The sequence below is a fragment of the Cohnella pontilimi genome (assembly GCF_005049045.1).
Taxonomy (GTDB): Bacteria; Bacillota; Bacilli; order Paenibacillales; family Paenibacillaceae; genus Cohnella; species Cohnella pontilimi.
The window spans coordinates 167,239-183,547 of record NZ_SUPK01000005.1; the positions used below are offsets into that span (position 1 = coordinate 167,239).

A 16,309-nucleotide genomic window follows, 5' to 3' on the forward strand; every position below is an offset into this window, starting at 1 on the left:
GTAAGACGGTGTTTGGTGAAGAAACCCACTGCCCAAAAGGAGAGAACGCATGCCAAAGCAATCCGGCAAACGCACCGGTCGGCTGGACAAGCAGACGTGGCTTCTTCTGGTTGTGAACGGACTTTTCGTGACCGCGAGCGCGCTCTCCGGCACGTTCATCGGCATTTACATATGGAAAGCGAGCAAAGACTTCATCCTGCTCGGCTGGTTTACGCTGCTCACTCACGTGTTCATGGCGATCACCTTTTGGACGGCCGGTTATTGGGCCAAAAAAGGGCAAAACGGCACCTGTCTGCGAACGGGCATCGGCGTTTCCGCGCTTTTTTACGGGATTGTCCTGCTGCTCGGAAAAAAGGCAGCGCACTATGTCTGGCTGCTCGGTCTCGTGCAGGGAGCGGCGGTCGGCTTATTTTGGCTCGCGTTTAACGTGGTGTATTTCGAAGCGACGGACGCCGGCAACCGGGACCGCTTTAACGGATTAACCGGTGTGATGGGTTCGCTGATCGGGATGGCCGCCCCATGGAGCGCGGGCTATCTGATCTCCAAATCCACAGGCGAGTCCGGTTACCGGATCATGTTCATGATCTCGCTGGGCACCTTCGTGGCGGGTGTGTTGGTCAGCTTCCTGCTTCGCAACCGCAAGCCTCAAGGCCGGTATAATTGGGGGCTTCCGGTCCGGGTTTGGAAGGTGGAACAAACTCCCTGGCGTCCGGTTGTCGGAGCATTGGCTGCGCAAGGATTGCGCGAGAGCGTGTTTGGCGTCATGATTGGCTTGCTCGTTTACATTCAAACCGGCAGCGAGATGCGGCTGGGCAATTACGCTTTGATCACTTCGCTTGTCTCGTTCATCAGCTTTTACGCGGTGGGCAAATGGCTGAAGCCTCGTTGGCGCAGGGCCGGCATGCTGGTCGGCGTCCTCGCGATGACGGCGGTGATCGTTCCGTTTTTCTTCGGCGTAAGTTATAAGACATTGCTTCTGTTCGGGGTTGGAACCTCCCTGTTCATCCCGCTCTTTACGATCCCGATGACTTCTTCGGTGTTCGATTTGATCGGTACCCGCAAGGAGAGCGTACAGCAGCGCGTGGAGTATGTCGTGCTCAGGGAGCTGGCGCTGAATGTGGGCAGAATCGCCGGCATGGCGATTTTCATTATCACGCTGGCCATCAGCAAACATCCTACGGTAATAAATTCGATGCTGCTGTTTGTCGGTTGTTCCCCTTTTTTCAGCTGGCTGCTGATGCGCGGCCGCCTGACCGCACAGCATGGACATAAAATAAGCTGACACTTAATGAAACTTCGGACCTGCAGAGCAATTTAATTGCCTTACAGCGCAGCGAACATGCAATTACGGACCTGTAGAGCAATTTAATTGCCTTACAGCGCAGCGAGCATGCAACTTCGGACCTGTAGAGCAATTTAATTGCCTTACAGCAAGGCGATCGCGCAGCTTCGGACCTGTAGAGTAATTTAATTGCCTTACAGCGCAGTGAACATGCAACTTCGGACCTGTAGAGCAATTTAATTGCCTTACAGCGCGTCGAACGTGCAACTTCGGACCTGTAGAGCAATTTAATTGCCTTACAGCAAGGCGATCGCGCAGCTACGGACCTGCAGAGCAATTTAATTGCCTTACAGCGCAGCGAACGTGCAACTACGGACCTGTAGAGCAATTTAATTGCCTTACAGCGCAGCGAACGTGCAACTACGGACCTGTAGAGCAATTTATTTGCCTTACAGCGCAGCGAACATGCAACTTCTGCATCGAATGAGAAGCCATGGAGAGGACCGATGCCGGAATAGACGCCCATGAAGAAAAATAATCGTCCATAACAAAGGCGCCCCCCGCATTCGCGCGAGAGCGCCTTCTTTTTTCGTTCAGCCTTGCATAGCCCCAATGATCAGCCCGCTTAACACGAAAGATACGAGATGATAGCCGACCGTTATGTAATATAACCCCGGTTTTCGGCCTTCGAACAGGAAGTTCATGCCGATTTTCAGGGCGACTGCAATTCCCATCAACAGACCGACCGTCATACCCGTACCGATCGAAGGGTTGTCCGACAAAGTCAGAATCAGCGCCAGCACCCACGATCCGCCGAGCGCGGTCAACGCCGTCAGCACGTAGGTCATCGGTCCGCCCCCGGACATGTCCTCCATTTTTTTATCCATTTGCTTTACCCAGGCTTTGCTGAACAAGACCTGAGAGTACCATAGGAAGCCGAGAAACATGGTCACGATCGTTGCGGCCGCCACGGCCCAATAATTCACTTGCGAGAAATCCACCACGGCAGAAATCCTCCTCATCATCTGTAAAGGCATGTTCGATTCGTTCCTAGTATAGCAGGTTCCTGGCCGGCTGTAAGCGGCAACAATGGCTCTGTTGCTCCTCTGGCTTCGTGCATCCTATATCGGTATCCCCTTCGCTCAGAACGGGGGGGCGGTATATCTTTTTTCTTCGCGCTTTATCGATATCCCCTTTACTCAGGTACCCACCTGCGATGTGCATGCAATCCAAAAACCCTTGTGCCAAGCGGAATTTCAGAGCCTGAGCGAACGGGATTTCGATAAAGGGAAATTTTCTGCGACACGGCTTGTCTCGGAACCTGAGCGAACGGGATTTCGATAAAGGGAAATTTTCTGCGACACGACTTGTCTCGGAACCTGAGCGAACGGGATATCGATAAAGTGGTTTCCCCGCCGAATGGGCGGTTTTTTTCTTGTTGCCACCCTGTCGAAGCGTATGGTACAAATAAAACAGAATGCCTGGTCGGTTTTAAAGCATCCATCTATCTGGGAGGCGCACGATGAAAAATAAAGGTTACTTGTACGTAAAAGCGATGTCCGATCTGGGTTCGCGCATGGACATGATTGTGCTGGGCACCTTGATTTACGCAGCCACCAAAAGCGCCGCCTGGTTGGCTGCTTCCCTGGCGGCAGGCGTGATCGGCGGTCTGTTGTCCGGCATGATATCCGGCGTTGTCGCCGATCGCTTCGACCGCAAGAAGATCATGATCGTGACCGATTGGCTGCGGTTCGGACTCATTCTGCTGCTCATTCCGTTCCCGCAGCCGGAGATGATTTTGCTCGTCCGTTTCGTCATGGGGATCGTCGGCAGCTTTTTCGAAGTGAGCTACAACGCGGAGATCCCGAATATTTACGGCAAGGACAATCTTGTCGCGACGAACGCGATGAGCTCCCGTCTTGGCGCCATCAGCATGGTGTTCGGCTTTTTGGGAGGCGGGCTCGTACAACAAGCGCTCGGATACGAATCCGTCCTGCTGATGGATTCTGCCACCTTCGTCATTTCCGCCATCTTCCTTCTGCGGATGAAATGGAATCATACCAGTGCCCGCGAGAGCGGCGCTCAAACCCGGATGAACCGTTCCGTTCTCCAATCTTTGAAGAGCCAGTGGGAGGACATCAAGGAAGTAAAGGGGTACTTGAGCACCAAAACGATCCTGTTAATCGTATTCATGCTGTATCTGCTCGATACGTTCGGGGCGGGCTCGCACAACCTCGGGGCTCCGCTGCTGGCCGCCGAGCTGGACGAAGACCGGCAAGCCTTGTATTACGGTCTCATTTGGTCGGTATGGGGGGCCGGCAATGTGCTGACGACGTTGTTGCTGCCGAAGATCAAGTGGTTCGGGCGCAATCTTGGCTTGGTGTATTTGTTGTCCACGCCTTTCATGTCGCTCGGGTTCATTGCGATTTTCGCGACCGTGCAACTGCCTTGGATTTTGACGGCTGCGTTCGTCACCGGTCTGTTCGACGCTATCGCCATGACGGCTGTGATGGTGCTGTTCCAGCAGACCGAAAACCATATCCGGGGACGCATTTTCGGCGTATCTACCGTGCTCAACCGGTTCGGGTTCGGCATCGGGTTCATCGTGGCCCCGCTGGCTTTGGAACGGCTCTCTCTTTTCCAGATGGTTCTCGTATTTCACGGGATTGTCATCGTATCGGCGCTTGTCGCGCTTGTTTTTTACAAAATGGCGAAATCGCGCGGCTTATCCGTTGGAGCGGCCCAAGAAGGCGCTGGAGTGTAACATCGGCGGAACCTCTCCATTGCGAACTGTTTCAGGACACGGTATATTCATAGTCAAAGCTCGTCCGAAGGAGAGAGCGGAATGTCGCCGAAAGTATCCGAAACCTATAAAGAAGAGAAACGTGCCGCCATTTTGACGGGGGCTTTGCATTGTTTTGTCGAGAAAGGCTTCCAGGCGACCACGGTAGAAGACATCGTCCGTCGCTTGGGGATCAGCAAAGGCGCGTTGTACGGTTATTTTGCCAGCAAAGAAGAAATGTACATCCAAATGGCTAACGCCCGAATGGACGATATGGTCGCCAGCTTGAGCACGCAGTTCAAAGGCTTGCCGGGCGCCGCGGACAAGATCCGTTACCTGTTCGACCGCTTCCGGAAGCAATCGCTGCTTGAGCTGCGCAAATGGGTGACGTTTCACCTGGACTTCATGATTTACGCTTCCCGAAACCCAGATTTGATCGAATCGCACGACCGATATATGGATAAAGCGCTTCATGTGATCCAAGATATTATGGAGGAAGGCAGACGGACGGGGGAGTTCCGCAGCGATCTGGACGCTTCGTCGGCCGCGTATTTGTTCTGGTCGGTGCGGGACGGACTGGCGCTTCATTTTTTGCTCGGAGGCGACGAGAAGAATTACCGCAAAATTCTCGACGATATGGAAAAAATGGTACTGAGGTTTTTAGCGAGCGCTCCCGTCTAACGGGAGTGTTTTTCGTAATCGAGCGATAGGAGGACGGATCATGAGCGGTCAACAGACAGCTTCGAGAGGCATTGCGAAAGTGTGGGACGTGGAAACGCGGCCGGCGGGCGGATCGCATTTGCGCGTGGGGCAGGTGCTTCCGCCGGGCAACTGGACGGAATACGATCCGTTCCTGATGATGGCGGAAGACTGGTTCCAGCAGGGGACGTTCGGGTTTCATCCGCACAGGGGAATCGAGACGGTCACTTATGTCATCGAAGGGAAATTGAAGCACGAGAACAACCACGGAGGCAGGGGCATTCTGGGGCCGGGAGACGTTCAGTGGATGACGGCGGGCAGAGGACTCATCCATTCGGAGGATCCGCTGCCGGGAGAAACCGTACACAGCCTGCAGCTGTGGGTCAACCTTCCGGCCGAGGAGAAAATGACGGAGCCCCGTTACCAGGATCTCAGCTCGGCGGACATTCCAGTCCGGGAAGAGAGCGGAGCGCGAGTACGGGTATTCTCCGGTACTTCCGGACCCGTATCGGCTTCGACCCGGAATGTGGTGCCGGTCACCTATCTCGAAATCGAGATGGAGGCCGGAGCGACGCTTGCGCAGCAGCTTCCGGCCGACTATAACGGATTTTTGTATATTCTAGAGGGTACAGGCCGGTTCGGATCCGATCAGACGGCCGGAAAACCGCATCAAGTGTTATGGATGGGGCCGGCTCACGGCGGAGCGGCAGTCAGCGAAATCGTGATGACCGCGGACCACCCGCTCCGACTGTTGCTGATCGCCGGAAGACCTCTCCGTGAGCCAGTTGTCGCCTATGGCCCGTTCGTTATGAACACCAAAGAACAAATTCAGCAGGCATTCCAAGATTACCAGTCCGGCAAATTCGGCAAGGTGTGAGGCGGTTCACCCAGCCGGTTATAACCCGTAAGCCCGGCGCATTTCGTCGTCAAAATGTTTGTCCACATAATCCCGGACGAAGCGATCCCTCTTCTCGGTATTTTCTTCGGAAGAGAAGAGGCTGGTCCGAACCATTCGCTCGTCTTTCGGCAGTTCCGCCCATTTCTCGAGCGCCTCGGCCTGCAGCTTGCGTTCGATGCGCCATTCTTTCATCCGCAAGTCGACCCGCTCCGCACGCAGATTTTCAGGATACAGTTGATGCTGCAGGGCAGGCGCGATTTCCGCCAGCGCCTTGAGAAGCTGATCCTGTTGTTCGAACCGCTGGAGCACGAGCTGCTCCAAATTGGCCAAGGCTTCGAGGACGCCGGCACTCTCCTGAGGAGCCGGCATGGGTTCGGCAGCGGCCGCGACCATTTGGGCTTCCGTACCGAGCAAACGGGCTTCCACTTCTTCGGAGCTCAATCCTCTGGCATATTCCTCCCGGATCTGTTTCAGAATCCCGACCGACTCTTCCGCCACCACGTAACTTTTGTGAACTTTCGTCACGTCCAGCAAATGCGCGTGCTGCCGTAAATACCTTCGCAGGGTCCCCGCCGGAATCGCGAGTTGCAGGGCCAGCTCGTTGACGGATACCGTTGTACGGCTCATCACATTCCCTCCGTTCGTATGTATGGACCAAGCTCGTCCACGCGTTCATCACCGATACTGTACCAAATCCCGCTTGAAAATACTGTCAGTTTACGTCGTCATGCCGGCATCCGACAGCGGTTCGTTTTGTGTGCTATAATAGGAACAAATGTTCCTACGGGATCAGATACGGAGGGAGGATATGCCGGATACGATTCGTTTGTCCGTGCGGGGGCTGGTGGAATATGTGTTTCGAAGCGGAAGCATCGAAGCCGGGTTCTGGACGCCGAGCGCTTTGGCGGAGGGCTCGAAGGTTCATCGCCAGGTGCAGGACGCTTACGGAGAAAACGACCGCAAAGAAGTGTTTTTATCGACGGAGATTCCGCACGGGGATCTCTTGTTTGTGTTGGAAGGCCGCTGCGACGGCTTGCTGGCCGGCGACGAAGGATGGATCGTGGAGGAGATCAAATCCACGTCCCGGGATCCCGCCCAAATCGGAGAAAATGAGTATCCGGTGCACTGGGCCCAGGCGATGTGTTACGCCTTCATGTATGCGACGACCCGGGAAACGGCGGTTCCACGCATTCGTCTGACCTATGTCCAAGTCGACACGGGAGATCGGCAAGAATACATCCGGACCGTCGATCTGCCGGAGCTGGAACGGTTCATAACAGCGGCGATCGAGGCTTATGTCCCGTTCGCGCGATTGTCGATCCGTAACGCAAGGCTCAGGGATGAGAGCATCGGCCGGCTCGAATTCCCTTTTGCAGCTTACCGTGCCGGTCAGCGCAAGCTGGCGGGCGCGGTGTATACTGCGATCGAGCAAGGCGCCGGACTGTTCGCGCAGGCACCGACCGGAATCGGCAAAACGGTCTCCGTGCTTTTTCCGTCCGTCAAAGCGATGGGCAAAGGCCTGATCCGGCGCTTCTTTTACCTGACGGCCAAAACGACCAACCGCCACGCAGCCGAAGATACGCTGGCTCTTCTGCGGGACCAAGGGCTTCATCTGCAGACCGTGACGATTACGGCGAAGGACAAAGTTTGCTTTCAAGATGAGCCGCATTGCAGCAGGGAGGCTTGTGAGTTCGCGGACGGTTATTACGACCGGATCAACGAGGCGCTGCTTGACTTGCTGTCGCATGAGTCGTTGATGACAAGAGCAGTCATCGAGCGTTACGCTCGCAAGCATCGCATCTGCCCGTTCGAATTTTCGCTCGATGCCGCGTATGCGGCAGACGGGGTGATCTGCGATTACAACTATGTGTTCGACCCCCGCGTGTCGTTGAAGCGTCTCAGCGGGGAGCACAAAAGCCAGTCCGTGCTGCTCACGGACGAAGCGCATAATTTGGTCGACCGGGCGAGGGAGATGTATTCGGCCGAGCTTCGCAAGGCGGATTTTCTCGCTCTTCAGCGCGAGTATAAACACTCGCGGCCGGCCGTACACAAAGCAGCCAAAGCGGTAAACGACCATTTCATTTCCATGCGGAAATCCAGCGAGGAGAGTGAGCCGATCTGGAAGGAGGCTCCGGAAGAGCTGCTGAGGTTGGCCGCCGACTTCGCGCAGCAAGCGGAGCAGGCTCTGTCTTCCGACCCGGGCGACGGGCATCCGCTGCTTCTCGACACCTACTTTGCGGCGCAATCGTTTGTCCGGATTGGATCCCTGTATGACGAACGGTTCGCCACCTATGCGCAAATTTCCAAAAATGACGTGAGAATCAAGCTGTTTTGTCTGGATCCGTCTCATTTGCTGCGAAAGGCGGCCAAAGGGTACCGCTCCCGCATTTTGTTCTCCGCCACGTTGACCCCGGGCTCCTATTTCATGGACATGCTTGGCGCGGAACCGGACGATTACACGCTCGCCGTGCCGTCTCCGTTTGCCAAAGAGCAGTGGGACGTGCACATCGTTCCTTTATCCACCCGCTTTGCGGACCGCGAGCAAACGAAGGAACCGCTTGTCCGGCAGCTGAAGGGAATATTGGAGAGCCGTCCGGCCCGCTGCCTGATCTTTTTCCCTTCCTATGACTATATGAACGCGGTATACGAAGCCTTCATTACGGAGGAAACAGCGGTGAAGACGTTGCTGCAGAAGCCGCAAATGTCGGACGACGAGCGTGCCGCTTTTTTGTCCGCGTTTGATGAGGATAGTCCGGATTCGCTGGCGGGATTCGCCGTGATGGGGGGCGTCTTTTCCGAAGGCATCGACCTTGTGGGCGACCGGTTAAACGGGGTTGTCATTGTGGGCGTCGGTCTGCCGCAAATCGGCGTGGAACGCGAGACGCTGAAACGATACTTTGATGAAACAGGTAAAAACGGGTTCGACTACGCCTATGTATATCCCGGTATCAACAAGGTACTCCAAGCCGGCGGGCGGCTGATCCGGTCGGAGAACGACCGGGGCGTGCTGGTGCTGGTCGACGACCGTTATTTGCAGGCCCGTTACCGGAAGCTGCTTCCGGAGGAGTGGAGAACCGCCCGCACGATCGGGCGGAATACTCACTGATTCAATGGGATTCCCGTCCCGCCGGATGATCGTCTCCTTTCCCGGGCATGTTACGGATAACCGGAAGGAGGGGATCCTCATGTCCAGAAGAAACCGAAAGCCTGTCGTGCCGGAGGCGCGAAGGGCATTGGACGCGTTCAAAGCGGATGTGATGCGGAGCGAAGGATACGCGGTGAATCCGAACCGCCCGGACGACGTGAAATACGAAGTGGCCAAGGACATCGGCGTGCCGCTTCGGCCGGGTGGGAACGGGCAGTTGACGACGGAGGCGGCGGGCCATGTCGGCGGGAAAATCGGCGGTTCCATGGTACGGGAAATGATCCGGCTCGCCCAGGAGCGGATGTCGGGGCCGGGGCAGCCGTAAAGGCGGCTTTTTGTGCGGCAAGTGTTCACTCGGGCGCCGAATGTGTAATAGGTAACGTATGAACATTACGCTTAAAGGAGGAGTTGTCCGTGGCAGAGTTTAATCATGTGGTGCAAAAAGACGGTGACGTAAACCCGGGCCAAGTCGAGAATGCGATTCAGAATATGGGGGAAGGCCGGAAAGACAAAATCTTGAGCGATTTCGAGGAGTTTAAATCTTACCTCCATAAACGAATAGAAATGGCGGACAGCATGGGCATGGGCGAAGAGCAAATGGCCAAGATCGCCGAGAAAGTCGGCAATTATTTGTCCGCTCATGAAGAGCCCCGGAACGCCGAGGAAAATCTGCTGCAGCAGTTGTGGAAAGTCGGCAACCAGGAAGAACGGCACATGCTCGCCCACATGCTCGTCCGTATGGCGCAGAACACCACGACGAACTGAACAAAGCCCCGGAGATTCGTTCTCCGGGGCTTCGTTTGGGATTTATGGCCGTCGCTTCAGTCGCCTGGTGCCGTTCTCAGCTGCTGATAGGTGCGGTCGATTTTGTCTTCGATCAGCCCGAAATTTTCCTCCGCCTTACCGGCTAGCGTCTCCTTCTCTCCGTAAAACACCGCTAATTCATCCTTCAGCAGCCTGCCCCATTGCTTCTTCGACTCGCCTTTGAACTGCCTCCATTTGCCTCGCGGTACGTGCCGGTTCATCACATCTTCTCCTTGCTGTTTAAAGATTTTACTCCCTATTAACCGGACTTGCCGGACACCAACCGCACATGAGACAATTTTTAGTTTGAACAACCGAAATACAGAAATTACAATAGAAAAAGCAACTGCCGGATCGCGATCCGATGGAGAGGATGGGGAAAAAAGCATGAGCAAAGGGCTGAAAATCGCGGTAATCGGAGGAGGCTCGTCCTACACTCCGGAGCTGGTAGAGGGTTTGATCGACCGTTACGAGACGCTCCCTGTACGGGAGCTGTGGCTGGTGGACGTCGAAGAAGGCCGTCACAAGCTGGAGATCGTAGGGGAGCTGGCGAAACGGATGGTCGAGAAGTCGGGTTTGCCGATCCGCGTTCACCTGACGTTGAATCGGAGGGAAGCGGTCGAAGGAGCGGATTTCGTCACGACACAGATGCGCGTCGGCTTGCTCGAAGCTCGCAAATGGGATGAGCACATTCCGAACCTGCACGGCGTGATCGGACAGGAGACGACCGGACCCGGCGGCATGTTCAAGGCGCTGCGGACCATTCCGGTGCTGCTCGACATTTGCCGGGACATCGAGGAATTGAGCCCTAAGGCCTGGCTGCTGAACTTCACCAATCCGGCCGGCATGGTGACCGAAGCGATCAACCGCCACTCCAGAGTGAAGACGATCGGCTTGTGCAACGCCCCGATCGGCATGTACAAATGGATGAGCAAAAAATACGGCGTACCGGCGGATCGGATCTATGTAGAATTCGCAGGTCTTAATCATCTGCATTGGATGACCCGCGTGGAAGTGGACGGGGAGGACAAATTGTCCGAGCTGCTCGACCGTCGGGAAGAGTATGTCGGCAAAAATGTGCCCGCCACCGAGTGGGATCCGGACTTCCTCGTATCGCTCGGCGCGCTTCCGAGTTATTATCTGAAATATTTCTATATGAAGGATGCCATGCTGCAAGAACAGCTCGGTTCCCTGAAGACCGGCGGCACGCGCGCCGAAGTCGTGAAACGGGTGGAAGACGAGCTTTTCGAGCTGTATAAGGATCCGAACCTGAAAGAGAAGCCGAAACAGCTCGAGCAGCGCGGAGGAGCGTACTATTCGGAAGCCGCCGTCAACCTGATGGATTCGCTGTACAACGACAAGCGCGACATCCAGACGCTGAACGTGACCAACGGCAAAATCCTCGATTTCTTGCCGGAGGATGCCGCCATCGAGGTCAACTGCGTGGTGACGGGCAAAGGCCCGCTGCCGCTTCCCGTGACGAAAGTGCCCGAAGCGGCCAAAGGCTTGATCGCCGCCGTCAAAACTTACGAACGCCTCACCATTGAGGCGGCGGTCACCGGCGACCGCGGAATCGCTTTGCAGGCGATGGCTCACCACCCGCTCGTGCCTTCGGTCGCAGTAGCCAAAACACTGCTGAACGAGATGCTGGAACAAAACCAGAAGTATTTGCCGGCCTTCTTCCGCTAAAGAGAGGAAACGGACCCGTGGAGCATAACTCTAATAGATACTCGAGACAAACACTGTTCGCCCCGATCGGGCCGGAGGGGCAAAACAAAATCCGCGCCTCGCGCGTTCTTGTGGTCGGAATGGGCGCGCTGGGCACGGTGCTGGCAAGTCACATGGTGCGGGCCGGCGTCGGTACGCTGCGCATCGTCGACCGCGATTATGTGGAGCTGAGCAATTTGCAGCGGCAAATGCTTTACGACGAAGAAGATGCCGCCCAATCGCTTCCGAAGGCGGTGGCCGCGGAGCGGAAGCTGGCGAAAATCAATTCGGACGTGCGACTGGAGCCGGTCGTCGCGGACGTCACGCCGCTGAATGCGGAGTCGCTGTTGGAGAATATCGACCTTGTGCTGGATGGCACGGACAACTTCCAGACCCGGCTGCTGTTGAACGATGCCTGCTTCAAGCGGGGCATCCCGTTCATCTATGGCGGCGCCGTCAGCGCGCAAGGGATGACCGCGATGTTGATTCCGGGAAGGACATGCTGCCTTCGCTGCCTGATCGGATCCGGAGAGGGCGGCGGGGGGCAAACGTGCGATACGGTGGGCGTCATAGCACCGGTCGTCGATATCATCGCGTCGTATCAAGCGATCGAGGCGTTAAAATGGATGGCCGGGGCCACGGACTCTATAAGAGGTACATTGCTTTCGCTTGAAGTGTGGCATTATCATGCGCTGAACGTAAAACTGCCTGAGCCGAAACGGGATTGTCCCACTTGCCGGCTCGGGCAGTTTCCCGCCCTTCATCCGGATGAGGATACGATTTCGACGATGTGCGGAAGGGACACGGTGCAAATCCGCAGCCGGCGCCCGTTCGATCTGGAAAGCTGGGAGCAGCGGCTGAAGCAGGCTTGCCGCGTCAGCCGCAATCCCTTCCTTCTCCGGGCCGAGCTGCCGGAAGGCGAACGGCTGGTGCTCTTCCCGGACGGCCGGGTACTTGTCCAAGGCACGGAGGACACAAGCCGCGCCAGATCGTTGTATGACCGGTATATCGGCTCCTAGACTCGAAACGAATCCGGTTCGGTGAGCGCAATCACCGGTACGGTCTGCATCGGGTCGTCCGGGTTTTCGCGGGAATAAATGCGCGCCATGCCGGATGTCTCGTCCACCTGATCGATATAATAGGAAGCGCCGTAATAGATCACGTCGACGAGTTCGTCGGATTGAGCGATTTGTTGGGCTCGTTCGATGTTCATGGTCTTCACCTCCTGCACAGTATTTACCCCAACTCTGCGGCATATCCGAAATTATCGACACTACAGCAAGGAGATTCGGCTTATTTATGAAATTTTCCGTGAAATATTTATCGTTTTTCGTTATCCAGACAGAAGACTCCGACAGTGATGTCGCCAAGCGTTATAAGCACTTTCAAACGCTGACGCACGAAGAATACCAGGATAGCGAGCTGAAATCTTTCCTCGACTCGGAGTTCGCTCGCATCGGGAAGCGCAAGGCGGAAGTGAATCCGGTCAGCGAATCGGTGCCGACCAAAATCGGCCGTTTCCTCGTCGAGCCCGGGCACGAGCTGACCAGCAATCCCAACTACAACTTGTTCCAGCGGATCCGGGGGGCGGCGGACAAACAGGAGTTCCATCACGCGGGGGACGATCTGATCCGCATGTATATGGATACCAGCGCCGTGCGGGGAGGAGCTTTCATCGTCGCGCTGGCGAAGCTGAACGAATATTTTGACGACCCGTTTCTGTTTTTGCTGAAGTGCGATTTTGAAAATAAAATTGCCCGCATCTCCGACGAACGCAGCCTCATTTCCCGTGTGGAGATGGCGATCAACGCCAAGAACATCAAGTCGATCATGTACCCTTACATGCCCGAACCCGGGATACTGGAGGATTGGGAGCTCAAAATTCACCAGGCGTCGCATGCCCGGTATTTCGAGGATTTCCTCAAGTATGTTTCCTACGAGAAATCGAAGCCTGAGATCGTGAACGATCAGGTCTTGGGAATGGTCCAGGAATACATGGAAACCCGGTGGCCGCAAGAGGTGGAAACCGAAGAGAAAGAGCAGGAGAGAAAGCAGTTCGAGCTTTGGTCCGCGTCCGAGAAGCGGGAGCTGCAGGAGCTTTGGGCGCACGAGCGGGTAATCGACGCCGCGGCGCGTCTCACCGCCTTTCAGCCGGAGCTCGAACTGAAATTGAAAATAAACGGCGTGACTGTGAAAGGCCAAATGGTCGATTATGGACGCTCGATTCATGTGGCAAACATGGACGGCCGTTACGTCGTTCTGATCGACGGGGATTCGATTCAGTTCGATAAAGGCGTATCGCCGGTCGAGCTGCTGCAGCCGGACGACATCCAGACGGTGCTGCAGCGGATGCGCGAGCGAGCCGAAGAGCGGCAGCGGGAGGTCGACGCCTTGGGCGATCCCGCCTCATTGGGCGATGCCGGCGATAAGCCTTGGGATGATTAAGCGGCTTTAGGCCGGTTCATCAGATACGGGTAGAGCAAAATGAGGCCGGCGATATAAAGGAACAAGGCCGCGTAAGCCGGCAAAAGGTGGATAAAGTCCGTATAACCGATTCGAAAATGGACGCTGATTCCTGCCGCAAAACCGGGCGCGCCTCCGAACAGGAGCGTTTTCCAAAGCCATTTCGCACCTTGCTGAATTCCCCATAAGGAGATGGTGAGCAAGGCTGCCGCATCCGACAGCAGGGCGCCTCCGAACCCGGCGCGGTCGTGGGCAATGAGCGGGATCAGCTTCGGGTTGATCGACTCAAGCTGTGCGGTCTTCGCGTCCAGGTAGGCAAGGTCCGTCGGCACGAACACGTGTGACACGCCGACGCCTGCGATGACGATGCCGCCAACGGCGAGCGACACGCCAAGCAGCACGAAGCAAAGCTGGCCCCAAACCGCCATCCGCCATGTCCGGTCGTTGCGAAGATTGACCGGGTCCCGCGACGGCCGGTCGGGATTGTTTCGCATGGATAACAGGAACATCGGGAGAAGAACCGCGGCTGCGGCGGCATGCAGCGGATCGAAAAATCCGTAGCCCAGATACAGAAAGAAGCTGGGAAACCCGATCACACAAGACGTAAGCAGGGTCATCCTGGCCCAATGAATCCCGTGGCGCAGCCCATGTTTCGCCAGTTGGTAATAGAGAATCCCGATCGAAATCATCGTACCCGCCAAGGTGATGCGATCGTGCGACATAAAATGGAGCAGGCGGGTGTTCGCCTCATGCAGGCTGTGTCGGGTGGTACCAAGAAAAGCTTCGTCATAGGGCAGCAGCACGGTGGATAAAGCGATCAGCCAAGCCGTGATACCGCCGACGATCATGCCGGTGCCGAGCAGGCACATCCAGCCCCAATGTTTCCAAAAGGACGGGGGTTCCGGCTCCGGTGTCCGTTGAACCCTTTCGTACAGAATCGCATCGTTCACTCGTTTGGGCAGACCGGGTCCGGCGTATACGAAGCCGCTGTTCAGCAGAACGTGATCCGCACCCGCGCGTATGGCGTCCAAAGCGTCCTGAGGCTCATGAATACCTGCCGCTATTTGAATGATGAAGCCGGCAGGGGCGAGCTCCCGAACAAGCCTGACTTTGGCGATTCCGGCTTCTTTGCCGGCGGGTCCCAAAGCATGGCCGGTTTCACCGCTGCCGGCGGGCTGGCGGATCACGACTCCTGACCAGACCGAACCGTCTAGGTTCGCGAGCAGCTCTTGGAGAGAATCGTCCGGGTAATCAGCCGGTATGTAGAGAAGCAAAGGCTTGCGTTCTGACTGATTCTCCATTTCAAGGACAGCCAATGTTATCCGGCTTATGAATGGGAGAGCTTCATGTGCAGTCCGCAGCTGCCGAGAAGAGAGACACTCGATCGAAAATCCCGCCGCTCCGGCTTGGGAGAGCTGTGCCATCCGGGCGGCCAGGTGCTGTGCGGCGGCTTGTGAAGAGTCGGAGGCATCCGTCGCGATTGTCACGAACACCGGCCGGTCGTGTTTACGCCTGCGAAGCTGATCGACGGCTTCCTCGAGTCCGATCGTTTCGGGTCCGTTGGGATAATCAATCGTTTCCCGATCGTGATCCATCCGGATGGAGGGCTCGTCTGTTCCTTTCGCCGCCTCCACAGGGCCGATTTCGAGGAAACCAAAACCTAGCTGTGCCAATGCGTTGTGCGCGATTCCCCCGGGATCGACTGCTCCTCCAAGGCCGACCGGCGTCGTCACGCGAACGGAGCCGATTTGGCTCTCCAGTATCGATGAGGGCTCCATGTGCCCTAAAGTTTTAATCAGGAAAGTTCCGGCAGGCATTCGGCTCACCGCGGCCATGGATCGTAAAGTGAACGTTCTGGCCGTCCTGGGGGACAACCTGTGCAAAAGCGGGCGAAACAAGGTTCGGTACGACCAATCGGGCATGGTGCCACTCCTTTTCCTTGCCCTTTTTTTCAAGAGTATAGCATATTTTGTAAACGTTACAGAAAGTTTAAGCCCGCTAAAGTGTTAGAGCGTGAGAAAGCTTTCTGTACTTGGAAAAACTTCCGCTGAGCGCGGTCGCTCATCTTCGAGGGACTTCGATAGAAGTTTTTCTTATCATTCGACGGAGAGCCCGGGAAACCGGGCTCTCTTGGTGTCTCATCCGTTGTGAAGGGTAACTTTGGTACCGACGGGTACCCGTTTCGCCAATTCCGTGACGTCCCGGTTATGCATTCGGATACAGCCGTGTGACACTCTCTTGCCGATGGAAGAAGGGTCGTTCGTACCGTGTATGCCGTAATGAGGCTTGGATAGACCGAGCCAATAAGCGCCGAAAGGACCGCCGGGGTTCGGCACCTTATTCACGATATGAAGCTGCCCGGAAGGTGTGGCGGTGGCAATCGTTCCGATGCCGACAGGGTAGGTGCGCACAAGCGTATCTCCGTCATATAGACGCAGTTTCCTTGCGGATAGATTGACGTCAATGCGATAGTTGGGCATGAGGTTTTACCTCCCTTTCCCACCATATGGGGAAACGGGGACGCGGGTG

Annotated in this window: 16 protein-coding genes; 10 read left to right on the forward strand and 6 right to left on the reverse strand. The window is 56.1% G+C overall.

Annotation, left to right across the window (positions count from 1 at the left end):
• Positions 1-49: 49 nt before the first annotated feature.
• Positions 50-1,282: an MFS transporter gene (locus E5161_RS11540; protein WP_136777964.1), complete on the forward strand. Its 1,233-nt coding sequence runs from the start codon at positions 50-52 to the stop codon at positions 1,280-1,282.
• A gap of 593 nt (positions 1,283-1,875) precedes the next feature.
• On the opposite strand, the gene E5161_RS11545 is transcribed toward E5161_RS11540, so the two are convergent.
• Complete coding sequence (locus E5161_RS11545) at positions 1,876-2,286, reverse strand: DUF1761 domain-containing protein (protein WP_169306670.1); 411 nt, start codon at positions 2,284-2,286, stop codon at positions 1,876-1,878.
• A gap of 518 nt (positions 2,287-2,804) precedes the next feature.
• Here E5161_RS11545 and E5161_RS11550 point away from each other — a divergent pair.
• The 3 genes from E5161_RS11550 to E5161_RS11560 all read left to right on the forward strand — a co-directional run bounded on the left by E5161_RS11550 (position 2,805) and on the right by E5161_RS11560 (position 5,640).
• Entirely contained in the window at positions 2,805-4,046 is a 1,242-nt protein-coding gene (locus E5161_RS11550) for an MFS transporter (RefSeq protein ID WP_136777966.1), read from the forward strand.
• Positions 4,047-4,127: 81 nt separating this feature from the next.
• Positions 4,128-4,745 carry a TetR/AcrR family transcriptional regulator gene (locus E5161_RS11555; RefSeq protein ID WP_136777967.1) on the forward strand — a complete coding sequence of 206 codons (618 nt, stop codon included), beginning with the start codon at positions 4,128-4,130 and terminating at the stop codon, positions 4,743-4,745.
• Between the two features lie 40 nt (positions 4,746-4,785).
• Positions 4,786-5,640 (forward strand): pirin family protein, encoded by an 855-nt coding sequence (locus tag E5161_RS11560; protein ID WP_136777968.1) that lies wholly within the window; start codon positions 4,786-4,788, stop codon positions 5,638-5,640.
• A gap of 18 nt (positions 5,641-5,658) precedes the next feature.
• On the opposite strand, the gene E5161_RS11565 is transcribed toward E5161_RS11560, so the two are convergent.
• The gene (locus tag E5161_RS11565; RefSeq protein ID WP_136777969.1) at positions 5,659-6,288 is read right to left on the reverse strand and encodes a hypothetical protein; all 630 of its coding nucleotides are present in this window, start codon (positions 6,286-6,288) and stop codon (positions 5,659-5,661) included.
• Positions 6,289-6,469: 181 nt separating this feature from the next.
• Between E5161_RS11565 and E5161_RS11570 the strand changes: the two genes are divergently transcribed.
• The 3 genes from E5161_RS11570 to E5161_RS11580 all read left to right on the forward strand — a co-directional run bounded on the left by E5161_RS11570 (position 6,470) and on the right by E5161_RS11580 (position 9,571).
• The gene (locus E5161_RS11570) at positions 6,470-8,767 is read left to right on the forward strand and encodes an ATP-dependent DNA helicase (RefSeq protein ID WP_136777970.1); all 2,298 of its coding nucleotides are present in this window, start codon (positions 6,470-6,472) and stop codon (positions 8,765-8,767) included.
• A gap of 79 nt (positions 8,768-8,846) precedes the next feature.
• Positions 8,847-9,131 (forward strand): alpha/beta-type small acid-soluble spore protein, encoded by a 285-nt coding sequence (locus tag E5161_RS11575; RefSeq protein WP_136777971.1) that lies wholly within the window; start codon positions 8,847-8,849, stop codon positions 9,129-9,131.
• A gap of 89 nt (positions 9,132-9,220) precedes the next feature.
• Entirely contained in the window at positions 9,221-9,571 is a 351-nt protein-coding gene (locus tag E5161_RS11580; protein ID WP_136777972.1) for a DUF3243 domain-containing protein, read from the forward strand.
• A 56-nt stretch (positions 9,572-9,627) separates the two neighbouring features.
• On the opposite strand, the gene E5161_RS11585 is transcribed toward E5161_RS11580, so the two are convergent.
• On the reverse strand, positions 9,628-9,831 hold the full coding sequence (locus tag E5161_RS11585) for a CsbD family protein (protein ID WP_136777973.1): 204 nt from the start codon (positions 9,829-9,831) through the stop codon (positions 9,628-9,630).
• Positions 9,832-9,997: 166 nt separating this feature from the next.
• On the opposite strand from E5161_RS11585, the gene E5161_RS11590 reads away from it, so the two are divergent.
• The gene (locus tag E5161_RS11590; RefSeq protein WP_136777974.1) at positions 9,998-11,299 is read left to right on the forward strand and encodes a 6-phospho-beta-glucosidase; all 1,302 of its coding nucleotides are present in this window, start codon (positions 9,998-10,000) and stop codon (positions 11,297-11,299) included.
• A 17-nt stretch (positions 11,300-11,316) separates the two neighbouring features.
• Positions 11,317-12,336 carry a ThiF family adenylyltransferase gene (locus E5161_RS11595; RefSeq protein ID WP_136777975.1) on the forward strand — a complete coding sequence of 340 codons (1,020 nt, stop codon included), beginning with the start codon at positions 11,317-11,319 and terminating at the stop codon, positions 12,334-12,336.
• Here the strand turns inward: E5161_RS11595 and E5161_RS11600 are convergent.
• Positions 12,333-12,530, reverse strand: a complete 198-nt coding sequence (locus tag E5161_RS11600) for an H-type small acid-soluble spore protein (RefSeq protein WP_136777976.1) — start codon at positions 12,528-12,530, stop codon at positions 12,333-12,335. The genes E5161_RS11595 and E5161_RS11600 overlap by 4 nt on opposite strands.
• Positions 12,531-12,616: 86 nt before the next feature.
• On the opposite strand from E5161_RS11600, the gene E5161_RS11605 reads away from it, so the two are divergent.
• On the forward strand, positions 12,617-13,762 hold the full coding sequence (locus E5161_RS11605; protein ID WP_136777977.1) for a DUF3900 domain-containing protein: 1,146 nt from the start codon (positions 12,617-12,619) through the stop codon (positions 13,760-13,762).
• On the opposite strand, the gene E5161_RS11610 is transcribed toward E5161_RS11605, so the two are convergent.
• Both E5161_RS11610 and E5161_RS11615 read right to left on the reverse strand, forming a co-directional pair.
• Positions 13,759-15,702 carry a dihydroorotate dehydrogenase gene (locus tag E5161_RS11610; RefSeq protein ID WP_136777978.1) on the reverse strand — a complete coding sequence of 648 codons (1,944 nt, stop codon included), beginning with the start codon at positions 15,700-15,702 and terminating at the stop codon, positions 13,759-13,761. The two genes, E5161_RS11605 and E5161_RS11610, sit on opposite strands and share 4 nt — an antisense overlap.
• Before the next feature lie 216 nt (positions 15,703-15,918).
• Entirely contained in the window at positions 15,919-16,260 is a 342-nt protein-coding gene (locus E5161_RS11615) for a L,D-transpeptidase (protein WP_136777979.1), read from the reverse strand.
• Positions 16,261-16,309 lie beyond the last annotated feature (49 nt).

What these genes read in the sequence shown, in the direction of transcription:
- E5161_RS11540 (WP_136777964.1), top strand. Translation starts at nt 50, where the DNA reads ATGCCAAAGCAATCCGGCAAACGCACCGGTCGGCTGGACAAGCAGACG.
- E5161_RS11550 (WP_136777966.1), top strand. Translation starts at nt 2,805, where the DNA reads ATGAAAAATAAAGGTTACTTGTACGTAAAAGCGATGTCCGATCTGGGT.
- E5161_RS11555 (WP_136777967.1), top strand. Translation starts at nt 4,128, where the DNA reads ATGTCGCCGAAAGTATCCGAAACCTATAAAGAAGAGAAACGTGCCGCC.
- E5161_RS11560 (WP_136777968.1), top strand. Translation starts at nt 4,786, where the DNA reads ATGAGCGGTCAACAGACAGCTTCGAGAGGCATTGCGAAAGTGTGGGAC.
- E5161_RS11565 (WP_136777969.1), bottom strand. Translation starts at nt 6,288, where the DNA reads ATGAGCCGTACAACGGTATCCGTCAACGAGCTGGCCCTGCAACTCGCG.
- E5161_RS11570 (WP_136777970.1), top strand. Translation starts at nt 6,470, where the DNA reads ATGCCGGATACGATTCGTTTGTCCGTGCGGGGGCTGGTGGAATATGTG.
- E5161_RS11575 (WP_136777971.1), top strand. Translation starts at nt 8,847, where the DNA reads ATGTCCAGAAGAAACCGAAAGCCTGTCGTGCCGGAGGCGCGAAGGGCA.
- E5161_RS11585 (WP_136777973.1), bottom strand. Translation starts at nt 9,831, where the DNA reads ATGAACCGGCACGTACCGCGAGGCAAATGGAGGCAGTTCAAAGGCGAG.
- E5161_RS11590 (WP_136777974.1), top strand. Translation starts at nt 9,998, where the DNA reads ATGAGCAAAGGGCTGAAAATCGCGGTAATCGGAGGAGGCTCGTCCTAC.
- E5161_RS11600 (WP_136777976.1), bottom strand. Translation starts at nt 12,530, where the DNA reads ATGAACATCGAACGAGCCCAACAAATCGCTCAATCCGACGAACTCGTC.
- E5161_RS11605 (WP_136777977.1), top strand. Translation starts at nt 12,617, where the DNA reads ATGAAATTTTCCGTGAAATATTTATCGTTTTTCGTTATCCAGACAGAA.
- E5161_RS11610 (WP_136777978.1), bottom strand. Translation starts at nt 15,702, where the DNA reads ATGCCCGATTGGTCGTACCGAACCTTGTTTCGCCCGCTTTTGCACAGG.
- E5161_RS11615 (WP_136777979.1), bottom strand. Translation starts at nt 16,260, where the DNA reads ATGCCCAACTATCGCATTGACGTCAATCTATCCGCAAGGAAACTGCGT.